At 44.8% G+C, this 16,289-nt stretch carries 11 protein-coding genes; 6 read left to right on the top strand and 5 right to left on the bottom strand.

Annotated elements, in window-relative coordinates; translation table 11 throughout:
* Window positions 1–52 precede the first annotated feature (52 nt).
* The 3 genes from IS446_RS08240 to IS446_RS08230 all read left to right on the top strand — a co-directional run bounded on the left by IS446_RS08240 (window position 53) and on the right by IS446_RS08230 (window position 2,919).
* Complete coding sequence (locus IS446_RS08240) at window positions 53–679, top strand: phosphoadenosine phosphosulfate reductase domain-containing protein (protein ID WP_203059663.1); 627 nt, start codon at window positions 53–55, stop codon at window positions 677–679.
* A 111-nt stretch (window positions 680–790) separates the two neighbouring features.
* Window positions 791–1,444: an N-acetylmuramoyl-L-alanine amidase gene (locus IS446_RS08235; RefSeq protein WP_203059661.1), complete on the top strand. Its 654-nt coding sequence runs from the start codon at window positions 791–793 to the stop codon at window positions 1,442–1,444.
* A gap of 5 nt (window positions 1,445–1,449) precedes the next feature.
* Window positions 1,450–2,919: a M14 family metallopeptidase gene (locus IS446_RS08230; RefSeq protein WP_203059659.1), complete on the top strand. Its 1,470-nt coding sequence runs from the start codon at window positions 1,450–1,452 to the stop codon at window positions 2,917–2,919.
* A 3-nt stretch (window positions 2,920–2,922) separates the two neighbouring features.
* On the opposite strand, the gene IS446_RS08225 is transcribed toward IS446_RS08230, so the two are convergent.
* Entirely contained in the window at window positions 2,923–4,413 is a 1,491-nt protein-coding gene (locus tag IS446_RS08225; RefSeq protein WP_203059658.1) for a BCCT family transporter, read from the bottom strand.
* Window positions 4,414–4,555: 142 nt separating this feature from the next.
* Here IS446_RS08225 and IS446_RS08220 point away from each other — a divergent pair, with 142 nt between their 5' ends.
* Together IS446_RS08220 and IS446_RS08215 are read left to right on the top strand one after the other, a co-directional pair.
* On the top strand, window positions 4,556–6,007 hold the full coding sequence (locus IS446_RS08220) for an MBOAT family O-acyltransferase (RefSeq protein ID WP_203059656.1): 1,452 nt from the start codon (window positions 4,556–4,558) through the stop codon (window positions 6,005–6,007).
* Window positions 6,004–7,002: a hypothetical protein gene (locus IS446_RS08215; RefSeq protein ID WP_203059654.1), complete on the top strand. Its 999-nt coding sequence runs from the start codon at window positions 6,004–6,006 to the stop codon at window positions 7,000–7,002. The genes IS446_RS08220 and IS446_RS08215 overlap by 4 nt, the downstream gene beginning before the upstream one ends.
* On the opposite strand, the gene IS446_RS08210 is transcribed toward IS446_RS08215, so the two are convergent.
* The 4 genes from IS446_RS08210 to IS446_RS08195 form a co-directional block, all read right to left on the bottom strand.
* Window positions 6,947–10,792 (bottom strand): glycosyltransferase, encoded by a 3,846-nt coding sequence (locus IS446_RS08210; RefSeq protein ID WP_203059652.1) that lies wholly within the window; start codon window positions 10,790–10,792, stop codon window positions 6,947–6,949. The two genes, IS446_RS08215 and IS446_RS08210, sit on opposite strands and share 56 nt — an antisense overlap.
* Window positions 10,779–12,116: a glycoside hydrolase family 2 TIM barrel-domain containing protein gene (locus IS446_RS08205; RefSeq protein WP_203059650.1), complete on the bottom strand. Its 1,338-nt coding sequence runs from the start codon at window positions 12,114–12,116 to the stop codon at window positions 10,779–10,781. The genes IS446_RS08210 and IS446_RS08205 overlap by 14 nt, the downstream gene beginning before the upstream one ends.
* Window positions 12,117–12,240: 124 nt before the next feature.
* Complete coding sequence (locus IS446_RS08200) at window positions 12,241–13,704, bottom strand: SDR family oxidoreductase (RefSeq protein ID WP_203059648.1); 1,464 nt, start codon at window positions 13,702–13,704, stop codon at window positions 12,241–12,243.
* An 11-nt stretch (window positions 13,705–13,715) separates the two neighbouring features.
* The gene (locus tag IS446_RS08195) at window positions 13,716–14,141 is read right to left on the bottom strand and encodes a hypothetical protein (RefSeq protein WP_203059646.1); all 426 of its coding nucleotides are present in this window, start codon (window positions 14,139–14,141) and stop codon (window positions 13,716–13,718) included.
* 280 nt (window positions 14,142–14,421) lie between these two features.
* Between IS446_RS08195 and argS the strand changes: the two genes are divergently transcribed.
* Complete coding sequence (gene argS / locus IS446_RS08190; protein ID WP_203059644.1) at window positions 14,422–16,194, top strand: arginine--tRNA ligase; 1,773 nt, start codon at window positions 14,422–14,424, stop codon at window positions 16,192–16,194.
* Window positions 16,195–16,289: the final 95 nt, after the last annotated feature.

Genomic DNA, 16,289 nt, shown 5'->3' with positions numbered 1-16,289 from the left:
CCTATTGAATTACTAGGGTAATGTATATTTTTGTTCGTATAAAATCTTAACCATGGATAAATCAGCATTAGAGCAGCTCAATGCCGACCTTAGCACAAAGCGTCCTTCAGCAGTTGTTGAATGGGCGATCACCCGGGCTACTAACCCCGTTATTACTACGAATTTCAGGCCCTACGAGGCTGCAATACTTCATCTTGTTACTTCTGTCATGCCCGATATACCCGTGATATGGTGTGATACCGGATACAATACGGCCCAAACCTACAGGCATGCAGAAACCATCATCGAACAACTAAAGCTCAATGTCAAGCTCTATGTTCCCAGGCAAACGGTGGCCCATCGCGAGGTGCTTATGGGCGGAGGAATCCCCGATATTTATGATCCGTTGCATGAAGAATTTACCCGGCAGGTCAAGCTGGAGCCATTTCAAAGGGCCTTCAATGACCATCGTCCGGACCTTTGGTTCACTAATTTGCGACAGGGACAAACGGCTTTAAGGGATACTCTGGATATCGTTTCGGTAGATTCTAAGGGATTGATGAAGGTGAGTCCGTTTTACCATTGGACCGATAAAGAGCTCGACCAATACCTGGAGACGCATAACCTTGAAAATGAATTCAAATATTTCGATCCGACTAAGGTGCACGGAAACCGCGAATGCGGTCTCCATCTGTCTTAAAATAAATTCAAAGAAAATGTAAGCCGGATCAATTGTCCGGCTTTTTTTATGGACTTTTTCTAGGGTTCGGCTTATATTTAAAGTGATTAACCTAACCTTATTCGCTTTTTTATGAGATCTAACTTTCTCTTTGGCCCTGCGCTGATCTTTCTGGTGATCATGACCGGATGTGCTCCTGAGATCATCGATAAACCCATCACCTTTGACCAGGAGCGACTGGAGCTTTCCCGACATTACTTAAAAGACCGGTATGGAATCGAAAAGGGTGAGCCGGTTATTGAACCAAAAATGGTGGTGTTGCATTGGACAGAAATTCCCGATCTGGCTGGTTCCTTCAAAGCATTTAAAGACTCCCGATTGCCGAACTCAAGACCTGAGATCGCCGGTGCAGGGGCGCTAAACGTTTCTGCTCATTTTCTCGTAGATCGTGACGGTACGATCTATCGACTTATGCCCGAAACCATCATGGCAAGGCACGTGATCGGACTCAATCATTGTGCTATCGGGGTCGAAAACGTTGGAGGAACTGCCGATACTCCTCTTACCGATGCACAACTTAATGCCAATATTGCCTTAGTGCGCTACCTGAGGTCTAAATACGCTATCGATCATGTGATCGGACATCATGAATATCGCAATTTCGAAGGCCATCCGTTGTGGCTTGAAAAGGACAGTGCATATCGTACCGTGAAATCTGATCCGGGAGACGATTTTATGAAGGCAGTAAGAAAGGCCCTGGCCATAGCAGAACCTGAAATACCTTAATTGTGATGTTAAAATATGTATACACCAGCCTGTGCCTGATCGGTTTTGTTCTGCATGCTCAAGCTCAGGACCTGTCAGAACGGTTAAATAAAGACTATAGCAAGTTTAATGAGCAGTCTGTTCAAAAACGAAGGATCAAGTATGACGATCTCAAGGCATTTCTTTCAGGCATCGAAGGAACTGGGGCGCTTGAGGTTAACAAGGCAGGCACATCGATAGAAGGGAGAAACCTGTACTTGATCTCCCTGGGTGAAGGTGATACCGATGTATTTCTCTGGTCTCAGATGCATGGGGATGAATCTACAGCTACTATGGCTATTTTAGATATGATCAATTTTTTCAGGTCGGATGCTCACTATCCTGAAAGGGCAACGCTCCTGAAGCAACTCCGCATTCACTTTCTGCCCATGCTCAACCCTGACGGGGCCCAAAGATTTACCCGTCGCAACCGTCTTGGTATCGATATGAATCGCGATGCAATGCGATTGCAATCCCCGGAGTCGCGTACTCTGAAGCGGATCAGGGATAGCCTTGAGGCCGATTTTGGTTTCAACCTTCACGATCAAAGTCGTTATTACAATGCGCTTAGAACCCCAAAGCCTGCTACCATTTCTTTTTTGGCTCCGGCTTATAATTATGAAAAGTCCATTAATACGGTCAGAGGGAATGCGATGAGGGTGATCGCCCAAATGAACCGGGTGCTGCAGACTCTGATTCCCGGACAAGTGGGGAGGTATAATGATGATTTTGAACCCAGAGCCTTTGGCGATAATATTCAGAAATGGGGTACCAGTACCATTCTTATCGAATCGGGAGGGCAGTATACCGATCCTGAAAAGCAAGAGATCAGAAAGTTAAATTTTATAGCGATACTCAATGCCCTCTATTCCATCGCAACAGAGGTGTATAAACAGGTGCCTGTAGATGAATACTTCGAGATTCCTAATAACGACCGTAAGCTGTTCGATCTTAAACTTACCGGGATGACCTATGAACTTATGGGAGAGAATTATATCCTTGACGTAGGAATCCAACGAAATGAAGTAGATAATGAAGGGCATCACTCCTTCTTTTACAAGGGGAGTATTGCAGACCTTGGCGATCTTTCGACGTTTTATGGGTACAGAACAATCGATGCGAAAGACCTGAAGTATGTTCCAGCCACAATTTACCCTGAGACCCTTGAAAATATCAAGGAGATTAAAGCCATGAATGTATTGGAGCTTATTAAACAAGGCTACGGTTATCTGAGGGTCAATAATATTCCGGCAGATCTCACTTATACCGATCTTCCAATGCATGTTCTTTCAGAAGATCATACCCCAGATCCGGAGGTGATCATTGGAAACAATCCCTCATTCTTTCTAGCCAATAAGAAGGGTGAACTGCTGTATTATGTTTGTAATGGCACTCTCATAGATATAGCTAATATAAAGAAGGAAGCAGGTGTTTTGAACGCCCTGATCATGAGATGACCTTTATCCCTTTAGCAATCTTTTTAAAAAGAAGTAGGTGATCAAAGGGATGAGGAGCGCGAAGGGGAGTGAGGTTACGATGAGTAACAACTGGAGTATGTTGATGATGTCTATACCATTCCTGATGTCGCTTAGTACCAATAGCGCAAAACCACCAATAGCAAGGAGCGCCGCCCAAATAAGGCGGTGCTTTTTTTGTGGGGATAAGTTGCCCTTATCGGTGAACATGCTCAGTACATAAATTGCCGAGTCTGCCGAGGTAACCAAAAATCCAATGAGTAAAATGATCACCAGGGGATTCACGATAGCGGCGCCGGGAAAAAGCGATAAGAACTCAAAGATCGAGCTGAATTCATTAGAGAACTGACCGGAGTACCCGCCACTAGCCTTAATAAATCGTATGGCGGTTTCACCAAAGGCCGAGAACCAAAGGAAGCTGGCCAGAGAGGGGATCAACAGGACACCGATCACAAATTCGCGCAGGGTGCGACCTCTCGAAATACGGGCGATAAAGATCCCGGTAAAGGGTGCCCAGGCGATCCAGAATGCCCAATAGTAATAGGTCCAGTCTCGCAGGAACTGTTCTCCCGGATCATAATTTCCCAAAGCCAGGCTCATGGGAACAAAGTCTGTAAGATACAACCATAAGGATACTGTAAATGCCTTGAATATGGCCATGAGATCACCTTGGGTAATAACGTAGAGAAGTAAGAGAACGGTGAGGCCAATGTTCAGATTGGAAACGACCTTGATACCCTTATTTAATCCTTGCCATGCAGAAATAAAGGCCAGGCAGCAAATAACAAATAAGAACAAGGCATTCAGGTCCAGGCCGAACGGAACACCCCCTTTCAGGAAATTTATGCCTTCGGTGATCTGGGTGGTTCCCAGGCAAATGGCTCCGGTAACTCCGATCACAGTGGTCAGGATCACGAGAATATCAAGGACATTTAACAGACCGGAATGAGAGATCTGTCGCTTCAAGGTACTGCTTAACAGTGGCAGTTCGTTCCACTTCATTACCGCGATACCCAGGATCAGGGCGAACAGGGCATAAAATGCCCAGGCGGTAAATCCCCACTGGTAAAAGGTGAATTCCAATGCCAGAAGTTCTGCCGCACTACCGGTGTTAAGGGGCGGATTTACATACATAAATACCGGTTCTTGAACTGCACGCAGTAAAACGCCGGCCCCCATCCCCGCGCTGTAGAGCATGGCTATCCAGGAAAATCTGGTGAATTCCGGCCGCTCATTTTTCTTTCCCAGTACTATTTTGCCCGTAGGGAGCAAGGCAAGGATCAGCAAGAATAAAACACATCCCAGGCCAAGGTAAAGGTAGTATTGCCCAAACCACTGCCTTACCCAGACCGAAGTTTGTTCCAAAAGGATATAGAATGCCTCGGTAAAGACTAGGATAACCAAGGAAAAGAATAGAAAAATACTTACACAAATAAGAAGTATGGTGTTATTGCGTAAGAACTTTATAAAAGTCATATGGGTATAAGTTGTATGGTCTGTGCCTGAATTATCCCTGCTTATGCCGTAATTAATCAAGCAATTTTACGTTTAATCTGTTTTAAATGAGAACAGCGGGTTTAAAATGTTAATTTAGAGTGAATTACAAGCCCATCGCTTCATGTTATTTAACTCTTTTGAATTCTTGTTCTTCTTTCCGGTGGTTGTTTTTGTATTTTATGTACTGCCCCACCGCTTCAGATGGTTTTGGCTCCTTTTAGCGAGCTATTACTTCTATATGTCGATGGAGCCGGCATTGATACTCCTTTTGATCGCTTCGACCATTCTCGATTACTACTGTGGTCGTCAAATGTACCTGAAGCAGGATAACCGTATACGCAAGCGTTATTTATGGATGAGTATTATTGGTAACCTCGGTATGCTCTTCTTCTTTAAGTACTTTGTTTTCTTTACCAATAGTTCTCAGGCGATCATGGAGTTTTTCGGGATCGACTGGTTAGGTGTTGGGGGAGAAGAGAACTATGTTTTCAATAAGATCCTCCTTCCGGTAGGGATCAGTTTTTATACGTTTCAAACCCTGAGTTATTCCATCGATGTATATCGAAGAGAGGTGGTCCCGGAGCGGCATTTCGGGCGCTATGCGCTTTATGTGGCCTTTTTTCCCCAGCTGGTGGCAGGTCCTATTGAAAGGGCAAGCAGGTTACTTCCTCAATTCAGGAAAGAGGTGTTCATTGATATAAAGCGCATCAAATGGGGTATCGTGATGATGGCCTGGGGATTCTTTCTGAAGCTTGTTGTTGCAGACCGCATAGGTGTTTATGTAGATGCCGTTTTTCTTGATCCTTCAGCGCATAGGGGTTTACCGTTATTTATAGGAAGCTTGTTCTTTGCTTTTCAGATCTATTTTGATTTTTCTGCCTATTGTACCATAGCCATTGGGGCTGCGAAAGTTTTGGGGTATGATCTTATGCAGAATTTCAATCGCCCTTTCTTTTTTAGCAGTGTTCGCGACTTTTGGAGAAGATGGCATATCTCGCTTATGCTCTGGTTAAAAGATTATTTATATAAGCCGCTTATTGCCAAATTTGGACTGAATAAGATCGTTGCGGTACTTATCGTTTTCTTTTTTAATGGCTTGTGGCATGGAGCCAACTGGACCTTTGTGGTCTGGGGGCTACTTTGCGGGGTTTTAATGATCATAGAGGTCGGGACACAGCCCTTGCGTTATGCTGTGCTCCGCAAATTGGGGATATCCTTGCAAAATCCCGTACTACGCTTTGTGACCTGGCTTACCATATTTTTGAGTATCACCACGACCCTGGTGTTTTTCAGATCACCAAACATTCTACATGCCCTGCTGTATATAAAAAACATGTTTAGCCTTAATTCGACCTTTGTGAATGTTACTTATGACAGGACCGAGCTATGGCTAAGTATGGTACTGATCTTACTGGTGCAGATCATTCATTATTTCAAGGGTAATGATGATATACCGGAACTGGTGCTCAACAGAAAACCGGTGCTGCGTTGGGGGTTTTACATCGCCTTTATATTTACGATCGTTCTTTTTAGCGTGAATAGACAGAATAACTTTATATACTTCCAGTTTTGAATAGATCCTTATACATATTCCTTTTGAAGATCTTGGTGTTGGCAGTATTGCTTATCGGGGTTTATCTTGGTTTTGCCCGTCAGATCACCAAGACCTTTGTGAGCGATGACTATGCGAAGTTCACCCATCAAACCCCTAGTTTGGTGCTTGGCCTTTCAAGGGCGCATTATGCCATGGACCCTTATACCATTGGGGCGGAGTTGGAAGATGTAAATTATCAAGGGCCTTTTCAAAACTTTGCCTTCGAAAAATCACAGTCGCCATATGGTGAGGTGTATCTCCGGGCTGTTCTTGAAAAGATCCCCGATCACACGTTAAAAGGCATCTTTATCCTTGGAGTATCTCCGGGGAGCTTTTCTGCGTCAAACAGATTGAAAACGCCTGAAGATATTCATGAATTTGACAGTAAGACGATGGTGGGTAAGATGACCGAGTTCAATGCTCATCCGAACCTTGAATTTGTCAGGAAATGTTTTGGTCGTTCGTTGTACAAAGGGGTCTTTCCTCACGATCACAGAATAAGTACCGTTTTTCATGAAAATGGCTGGGAGGAGTTTCGTTTAGAGGCTCCGGGTTATACGATCACTCAAAGCGATATCAATTACTGGCAGGAGGAAACGGTCGAAGGATATACACGTCTCGCAGCGGTTATTCCCGAGCATGTTTCGTCTTACCGACTTGAATGGTTCGGGAAGACTATTGACAGCCTGCAAAAACGCGGACTCGTTTTTCTGGTGCGTATTCCTATGCATGAGGGGGTGCTTGCCCTGGAGGATGGAGCTTGGCCTTCTTTTGATCGTGAAATGGATTCCATAGCCAGGCTCAGGTCGGTTCCGTATTTTAATTACCGTGACCGTACTGAAGATTTTGAAACCTACGACGGGTCGCATTTACATTCAGAAAGTGCTGTTTCATTTAGTAAGGATGTAGCACAAAAGATCAGAGACCATATTGTGCAAAGAGCGCTGGTTCAATACTACGATCCGGAAGATTGAGCGAAGAGCGCGAAGCGTGTACCACATCATTTTCAATGTATTTCAATACCAGGAAATAATTTTCGAAGTTTTCCGGGATCTCGATCTGTTTTTTCAAGCCGGTCCCCAGGTCTTTAAAGGCTAAAGGCGTGCCAAACCTGTCGCATTTCACCAGGGTCCATTCCAGTTGGTCTCTTTTATCCGGAGTGGCATAATCCCATGAAGAAGTATTGTCTGAAGCGATCAGGGCGTGATACTCGTGAGCTCTTCCCTTTCGTAATGGAACTGCAGGACGTAAGATACGAACCTTGTCTGCAGGTATTTCAGTGAAGTTGTCGGTGATCAAGTCCCGTGCCAGGGCATAGGATCGCTTTGTTCTTCCCTTGTGATCCAGAAGGCCGTCGAAACTTACATGATTGCTTTCATGCTGATCCTGCCAATTGCTCAGAAAGTAATGTTCCGGTATGGAGGTCAGGGTCGACAGTACTTCCGGCGAGGCATCGCCTATGAGTACGGGTATCTTACTCAATCTCGCGAATTCCAGGAAGGTTTCACTATTGGTCTTGTTTCTTATAGTGATCGCCAGGGCATCTACATCTTCCAATTCAGCAAGCAAGAGTAGTGCATTCTTCGAGGCGTATCTGTTGAGGTCCAGGTCAAGAATTACCGGTCTGTTCGGATCGATTTCCTTGATCTTTCGGAGCATATTCTTAAGCCAGCTTATATGCTCGAGGATCTTCATTCTTGCGTTCTCCTCTTTATTGAGTTGGTTTATTCTTGTGATGATGTCGTTTCCTAGATTCCATGCAATGATCTCCTGTTCTCCTTTTAGTTTTCGAACACTGGCGAGAATGGTTTTCTCTACATGGTTCTCATCATCGCGGTTTTGACCCAGGGATGCAGGCATCCATAATCCGTAAATAATGGCCATGTTGTTGGAACGTGCCGCACTAAGCATATTGCGATCATAGACCGGGTTTCCGAAATACTTGACCGTATTTAGGCTAAGGGTTTTCATCTGATCAAAATCCTTGCTTACGGTCCGGATGTCCATTACCTGGTAGTTCTTAAACCAGTTCTGGCCTTTTTTATAGCTCACCCCTCTAATACTATCCGGGAGTGGAAGACGATTGCCGTTGAATCCCTTTTCCGTTTTTAATGCAAGATCGCTGAGGTAGGAGATCGAATCGTCCGGGGTTTCCAGCTCCATTTCCCAAAGCTTATGTCTTATGGGTTTCACTTCCTTCAACGACCAGTCTAAGGTGGTGATACTTTGTTCATCTACCGGTACATTTTTGTCGATATCACTGTTAAAGAAGAGAATACCTGCGATCTCCGGGTGGTTTTCATAAATACTGTCAAGGGCATCGTTGATCCAATTAGTTTGGATGTTCTGTATGTTCAGACTTCCAAATTCGGCAAGGAATACCGGTTTGTTGATACGATTTTCTTTGAGTGCCTCCTTTATAGGGTAATAGATGTCATTAAAATCATAGGGTTCTCCCGAAGGCGTAAGGTTTCCGTAATTCAAAGCGGTAACACCAACATAATCTACAAATTGGTCTCCCGGGTAATACGAAGCTATGGCTCTGGCCTTCCATGGGTTCCATACCCATTCTACATTGGTAACCCCGTTGTTCTCAAAATAGTTGTGAATATAGATCCATGCCTTTTTAAATTCCGAAGGGGTGTTGTTGCCCACCTCAGACCATGGATATTGCGGATTATCGAATTCATGAGCAAAACGCAGGTATACCGGTTTATTAAATGCTTTTAATTGCTCAGCAATATCCTTAAGATAGGGGTCAAATTCTCCTTTACTAATATGAGAAAAGACCTTTTTTTCCTGGCTTAGATCGGATGAAGCTGCAGAAATATCAAAAGTACTGCACCAGGGCTCCCAAGTAATAAAAGGGATGTAATTCTCGGAATTACTAAGAGAAAGTACAGTTTTAAAGTCTTTTTCCTGGCCTGTGTCTCCCCAGGGGATGTAATGGGACATGATATCGAACCTGGTACTCAGGGCAGATTCAGTTTCCCTGGCTTTTCGGGGAAAGCTCACCCCATTGGTAATATGCGGTGCGTATATCCCCAGGTACTTATTTGGGAGTACCGGTAATTCGGGATAAGAGCGAACACCTTCCCATTTTAGATACTGATCGTATGATATCAATGCAAAACTTACCAGGAAACTCATGACCACCAGAGGCAGGGCTGCTCCCCTCATTCCCCGGTACAGGTCATGTCTGAAGTCCCATAATTTTTGCTTGATCCAAAGTTTAGAGGTGTAAAACCTCTTTTTGCCTTCATCGGTCAGGGATTCGATATCGACATACTTATGATCTGCGAGATATAGACTGAACAGCATAAAGGCAATATTGAGCAGTGCAAATCCCGACATGAAAATACTAAAGGGCGAAAAGTCTTTGCTGAGTCCGTAGAAAATAGCAAATAAAGACACAAGGGCGATCACCATATTAGGGATCAATAGCTTCCAGCTGGTCTTGTCGTCGCCGGTTTTAGGTGTGGGAAGGTAAGGTACTTTTTTCCTTAAAAGGGTATAGAATGCCCCAAGGCAAAACACCCACCAGGTATTGATGAGCAGCAATCCTCCAACCATATGAAATCCGCGTTCAGATTCTTCCATGACCCACCGTTGAACAAAACTTCTTATAACCAGTAAGCTGGTTATAAGGGGGATGGTGATCAGGCCAAAGAAAACAATATTGCCTGTCCATGGTGACGTTGCCGTGGTCAGGGAAATTATCGGTATCAGGAAATTGATCAGAAAGGTAAATCCGATGAGGTAATGCAAGGGGATGGTAGCGTAATGCAAGCGTTGCCTCCAGGTAAGGTTCTTAAAGATCTTGGGGTATACCGAAACCAGAAGTTCCAGGGTTCCTCGAGACCACTTGAGCTGTTGCTTGTAATAAGCTGTCATGGAAGCAGGTACCAAACCCCTCGCCAGCACCTTGGGTACGTATATTGACTTCCAGCCTTTGGCGTGTAAAAGCATGGCCGTATGCATGTCTTCCGCCAGACCGGGAGCATGGCCACCGATCGAATCGAGAGCGGCTCTTCGGAAGGTGCAATTGGCACCAATGGCATTCACCGTACCATAACTGTTCATGCACATCATCATGGGGCCATAGAACTGAAAGGTTTGCTGTGCGGCCCCCTTAGCCACATACGATTCATCAAAATTCTTATAAGCCTGGACTACCTGAACATAACCTATCTCCTCGTCGTCAAAATAGGGAATGACCTCGTCTAAAAACTCTGGATCCGGCACATGATCGGGGTCGAGGATCACACAGATCTCACCCTTAGCGACCTTATTCAAAGCATTGTTGATGTTCCCTGCCTTGGCATTGATCCTGTTGTCTCGGCTTATATGTATAATACCGTGTTTTTTGCAAAATGCTTTCAACCGCTCATCATCGGCTTCGTCACAAAGAATCGTGGTATGCGGATACCTGATATTCTTGATCGCGATCAAGGTATTCTCGATCATATCATAGGGTTCTCCCGGGAAATAAGTCGTCAGGAAATCTACCGTATACTCCTGCCTTGTAGTTTTTTTCTCGGGCACAGAGATATTCCAGTAGTGGTACCATTCGTAGAGAATACGCAAAGAGGTATAGCCAATGGTGATGAGTAACAGCATATAAAGAAACCTGTTGCCGATATAGTCGAAAGAGATAAACCAAAAGAAAAAGTTCAATAAGCTAATCACCCCCAGGATGATCATGATCCGGAGCGTTTTGCGTTCTTTCTGGGTTGGTTTATGTACAGGCTTAGTTTTGGACATGAGCTTGGTTAATTACATAAAACGGGAAATTCGCTGTGGCTATGTTCCCTTTGTGGTCTTTGATATAGGTGAATATGCGATACGGGCCTTCCTTTTCCGGAGTTTTGAACCGCACCATATTTTCCTTGCTTTCCAGGATAAGATGGTTTAGCGCTATGGGTTTTTCCTCCTTGCGTTTTGAATGAGGGTTACGTGTCCAGATCTCCGGGAGGATCTCCCAGGAAATAGAGATGGAATCACAATCTGGGGCATTGTAGAACACATCGGCTATATTTTCCTGCCCGGCATTGAGGAGCATACTTTCCTGTGGGCCGTATCTATTGAGCATGAGAAAATCGAGCTGAGGTCCCTCATAGGTTATGGAGGTGTCTTCCCTGAAGATCTGCTCCAGTGCATAGACCGAGGGGGTAGACTCTCCCTCTTCAGAGAACAGGCTGAACCAGGTATGGGTTCTTTCGTGTTTGTAGCCCCAGTAAAAGATGAGACTTCCCAGGCAGCGATCTTCGAGCGGACTGATATTATTTTTATACACCTCTGCAAGTCGTTCTGCTTTTTTGGAACTGGTAGGTTCCAGGGGTGCTCCCCATTTGGTCACTTCCTTACTCCACGGACCCTCGTCGTTCCATTCACTTATCAGGTAGGGGCCATCCCATAAGAGTTCTATTTGCTTGAGGTCTTTCTCCATCTCTTTTACCCCGCCAAAGGAATTGATAGCGATAAGGTCAAGGTCAGAACGGTAATACAAATTAAGGATGAGGTGCCGCCCGGCCTGGCTAATGGCCGTGGTCACCGGGTGGTCAGGGTCTGTTTGTTTGACGATTTGGATCAGGTCGTTATAGTATTTCGTGAATCCGCCTCCGCTACCTATGTTCGGATAATTGATCTCGTTACCCAAAACCCACATCAACAACGCGGGGTGATCCTTGTATTGGGTGACAAAATTCCTTACCAAATTATCGATGTGCTCCCTTTGTGCCGGAGTAGCATAGGGATTGTAGTCTTTGTTATAGGAGGGTAAAGGAATGTCTGCGATCACAGCGATGCCGTGCTTTTGTGCACTATCCAGTTTGCGTTTCAGGTTTAAGGTGTCGTAAAATCTTATGGTATTGCCTCCTGATGCTTTGAGCCTATCCAGATAGGTCAAAGAACCGGAAGCGCCTTTGATCTTGAACGGAGCGCCATTACGAATGAGTTGGAAACCTTGGTCAGATCGTTCGATATAAACTTTCCCTCGCACTTCCGGTTGATACCTTTTCCTAAGCAGGAAGAAAAGTACGGTGGCCAGTAAGGTGCCTCCTAAGATATACAGCAGGTATTTGCGCATTCCGATTAAGGTGTTGATTATGAGATTTCTAAATGTAGATAAAATAAAAATTCTGAGAAGTAAAAATTCTCCTTAAGAATCATATTATAGACCAACGACCTTGTTTCGTGAAAAATACCTGTATTTATGTGGAAGAAGACTTTGCCATAGAGGGTGTGCTACTATCGGTTTGGGCTATGTTTTTGATCATTCCGCCGAAAATAAAATAATGAAATGGCACCAGGGAATACCAATATAATCTACCGGCCAGCCCCTTAGGTCTGAAGGTAGCCGTTTGGTGCAGCACATTATCTTTATCGATATGAAATTCCAGCCATGCCTCCCCGGGAAGCCGCATTTCTGCGAATAGCAACAGCCTTCTTGACTCCTTATCGGCGAGTAATACCCTCCAGAAATCCAGAGAGTCCCCGGTAAAGATGCGGTTGGGGTGGGTTCTGCCACGTCTCAAGCCTACACCTCCTACGAGTTTATCGAGAAATCCGCGTATTTTCCACATCCAGTTTCCGTAGTACCAGCCTTTTTCGCCACCGATACTCCAGATATTTTCCAACACACCCTCCTGATCGTCCACCTTCAGGCTTTTCTCGTCTTTTAAGACCCCGTATTTTGGCACCTGAATGTACTTGTTGAGGTCCTTTTTAAACCGGCCGCTCACCATACTATCTTTCCAGCTGCTCAGAACCAGGTTTTGTTCGATCTTGGCGAAGGCCATTTCGATCGCCTCAACATAGGTGTAAGGTTTTATCCCAAGGATCTCTTGCAGGCGCTTGTCTTTTGCCACCACCTCCATTTTCATGCTATCGACCAGGTTAATAGCCAGTTTGTAAGAGGTAGAAGTTACAAAATAAAGCCAGTAAGACGATAATTTCGGGGTCATGACCGGCACCGTTATGATGAAGTTGCTAAATCCTCTGGTCTTGGCGTAGAGCTGTAGCATTTGCTTATAGGTGAGAACGTTGGGCCCTCCGATATCAAAACTGTCGTTGTAGCATTTTTCATTCCCTAAAACTCCGGTAAGGAATTTAATAACATCGCGAATTGCTATGGGCTGCGATTTGGTAAGCACCCATTTGGGGGTGATCATGACAGGAAGTTTTTCGCACAGGTCTCTGATGATCTCAAAAGAAGAACTTCCTGAACCCACAATGATACCGGCCCGCAGCGCGGTCAAGGCAAAATCACCTTCCCCGAGAATGTTTTCGACATTCTTTCTGGACGACAGGTGTTTGGAGAGTTTGTCATCATTAACGATCCCACCAAGATAGATCACCTGTTTGACGCGGGTGAAGCTCATATAGGTGTTGAAGTTATGAGCAGAGAGCGCCTCTTTTTTATCGAAATCGGTAGTAGAAGAGGTCATGGAGTGTATGAGGTAGTAGGCGACATCAATATCTTCGGGAACCACCCCTTTTTTTGGATCTTCAAGAAAGTCGATCTCAATGACCTCGATCTTCTTAAGGGTGTCTTCATCAATGGCTAGCCTGTTCTTATCGCGTACAGCACAAACCACGTCATGGCCGGCCTGAAGCAGGGGAGGCAGGAGTCGCATCCCGATATATCCGTTAGCACCGGTGAGTAAGATCTTCATATCATTATGATTTATAGGTCGTCAACGTGATCGAATCGCTGCTCATCTTTTATACGCAGCATTTTAGATATAAAATTATGAACCTCCGGCTTTTTAGCGGCTACCTTGATAAAGTGATGGTCTTTGTAAAGGCTGTATTCTTCGCTCTTTCCCTTGTACACTGAAAGTTTGTAATAAGGAATGATCAGGGCAAAGGTTTCCAGGATCGACCTAAACCGTAAAATAATACCGCGGGGACGCAATTCAATATTACAGGTGTTGAGGTTTTGGTCCAGTACCAGGAGATTGTGAATGTCCATACTGCACGAAGTGATCTGCAACTTTGGAGATCCTATACCCTTGTGTTTCCAACGCTCCCTGAGGTTGAAAGGCTTTCCTACGGTCTCGTTAATGCGCTCTGTTAATTTCCGGTCTTTGTAAGATACATTTACTAGCATACTTGAATTCTTTTTAATGAGATGGTCATTAATGGGACAAATTGCATTAAACCATAAATTGCCTAGTTGCCGGTGGGACTTCGGAATTTGCATCCCGCAAAACCGGGATTCGGGATCTCAGCATTTTATGGCGATCCTGTCATTGGAAAGGTGTTTGATCTATGGAAAGGTCTGGTGGGTGGTTGGTGTCTTAAAGGTACATTTTTCGGTGGTTTTTAGCGTTAACCAAAGCCTAAACTTTTGCTATTTGGTTATCTTTGCAATCAAATTTTAATCATCCATGGAGGAACTGTTGATAAAAACCGTTAAAGAGGCGGTCAAGAATCTTTTCGATAAAGAGCTGGATGCCGTCGAATTGCAGGCTACCCGTAAAGAATTTGAAGGAGATGTAACCGTAGTGGTCTTTCCGATGTTGCGGGTCGTTAAGGGTAATCCCATGCAGATCGGGGAGCAGATCGGCGAATATCTTAAGACGAATTTGCAAGAAGTAAGTGACTTTAATGTGATCAAGGGATTTTTGAACCTGGTGATCGCTGAAGATCATTTTATCGAACGGTTCCAAATCATGAGAAATACCTCCGATTTTGGGTATGTACAACCCGAAGCCGGAGAAAAGGCGGTAATGGTAGAGTACTCTTCGCCAAATACCAATAAGCCTTTACACCTCGGGCATATCCGTAACAATTTATTAGGTTACTCGGTATCGGAGATCCTTAAGGCATCCGGTAAACCGGTATATAAAACACAGATCATTAACGACCGTGGGATCCATATCTGTAAGTCGATGCTGGCCTGGCAAAAATTTGGTAACGGCGAATCACCTGAGAGCACCGGACTCAAGGGCGATAAGCTGGTAGGGAACTACTACGTGGCTTTTGATAAAGCCTACAAGGAAGAGATCGCTCAGCTGGTTGAGGAAGGGATAGACAAGAAGGAGGCCGAAAAACAGGCCCCGATATTGCTCGAAGCCCAGGAGATGCTCCGTAAATGGGAGGCAGGAGATGAAGAGGTGGTGTCTCTATGGAAAACGATGAACCAATGGGTGTACGAAGGATTCAATACGACCTATGAAGCCATGGGGGTCGATTTCGATCAGTTGTATTACGAGAGTGATACCTACCTTTTAGGGAAAGATGTGGTACAGACGGGCCTGGAAAAGGGCGTGTTTTACAAGAAAGAAGACGGTTCGGTATGGATCGACCTGTCTGATGAAGGTCTGGATGAAAAGATCGTACTCCGGGCAGATGGTACAGCCGTGTATATGACCCAGGATATAGGTACCGCAATTCAGCGGGTAAAAGACAATCCCGATATTGGAGGTATGGTATATACCGTAGGGAACGAACAGGATTATCACTTCAAGGTGCTATTCCTCATCCTCAGTAAATTGGGGTATCCGTGGGCAGAGCACCTGTATCATTTGAGTTATGGGATGGTCGACCTGCCAAGTGGTAAGATGAAGAGTAGGGAAGGAACTGTGGTTGATGCCGATGACCTTATCTCGGAAATGACCGCTACCGCCGGGGAGATCTCTGCAGAACTGGGAAAACTTGACGGCTTCTCTGACGCAGAGAAACAAGAGCTTTATAAGACTATTGGACTCGGAGCCCTTAAGTATTTTATTCTTAAGGTAGATCCGAAGAAAAGGATCTTGTTCGACCCGAAAGAGTCTATTGACTTTCAAGGAAATACCGGTCCGTTTATTCAGTATACTCATGCGAGGATACAATCGATATTGCGTAAGGCCGATTTCGATTATTCGCAACCGGTTGCTAATTATAAGCTGGAAGCTAAAGAAAAGGAGCTTATCAAGATCCTTGATCAGTTTCCGGTAGTGATACAGCAAGCAGCAGAGAATTATAGTCCGGCTCTTATCGCTAATTATTGTTACGATCTGGTAAAGGAATTTAATTCATTCTACCAGAACATTTCGATCCTTGGGGCCGAAGAAGCCGATCAGCGTATTTTCCGTGTGCAGCTTGCAGAGCAGGTTGCAAAAGTGATCGCCAATGGTATGCGCCTTCTGGGGATCGACGTTCCGGAAAGAATGTAAAGTAAAAGAATAGAATATAAACAGCGGCCCGGTTTGCAAACCGGGCCGTTTTCTTTGTAGGGAATAAGTTTGGGGCTTTTCGATATGCTAAGTGG

The organism is Robertkochia sediminum (assembly GCF_016786255.1).
Classification (GTDB): Bacteria; Bacteroidota; Bacteroidia; order Flavobacteriales; family Flavobacteriaceae; genus Robertkochia; species Robertkochia sediminum.
This window is presented reverse-complemented; position numbering and strand designations above follow the sequence as displayed.

Bases quoted from the DNA above. Each gene is read 5' to 3' on its own strand.
- IS446_RS08240 (WP_203059663.1), top strand. From the start codon at position 53: ATGGATAAATCAGCATTAGAGCAGCTCAATGCCGACCTTAGCACAAAG.
- IS446_RS08235 (WP_203059661.1), top strand. From the start codon at position 791: ATGAGATCTAACTTTCTCTTTGGCCCTGCGCTGATCTTTCTGGTGATC.
- IS446_RS08230 (WP_203059659.1), top strand. From the start codon at position 1,450: ATGTTAAAATATGTATACACCAGCCTGTGCCTGATCGGTTTTGTTCTG.
- IS446_RS08225 (WP_203059658.1), bottom strand. From the start codon at position 4,413: ATGACTTTTATAAAGTTCTTACGCAATAACACCATACTTCTTATTTGT.
- IS446_RS08220 (WP_203059656.1), top strand. From the start codon at position 4,556: ATGTTATTTAACTCTTTTGAATTCTTGTTCTTCTTTCCGGTGGTTGTT.
- IS446_RS08210 (WP_203059652.1), bottom strand. From the start codon at position 10,792: ATGTCCAAAACTAAGCCTGTACATAAACCAACCCAGAAAGAACGCAAA.
- IS446_RS08205 (WP_203059650.1), bottom strand. From the start codon at position 12,116: ATGCGCAAATACCTGCTGTATATCTTAGGAGGCACCTTACTGGCCACC.
- IS446_RS08200 (WP_203059648.1), bottom strand. From the start codon at position 13,704: ATGAAGATCTTACTCACCGGTGCTAACGGATATATCGGGATGCGACTC.
- IS446_RS08195 (WP_203059646.1), bottom strand. From the start codon at position 14,141: ATGCTAGTAAATGTATCTTACAAAGACCGGAAATTAACAGAGCGCATT.
- argS (WP_203059644.1), top strand. From the start codon at position 14,422: ATGGAGGAACTGTTGATAAAAACCGTTAAAGAGGCGGTCAAGAATCTT.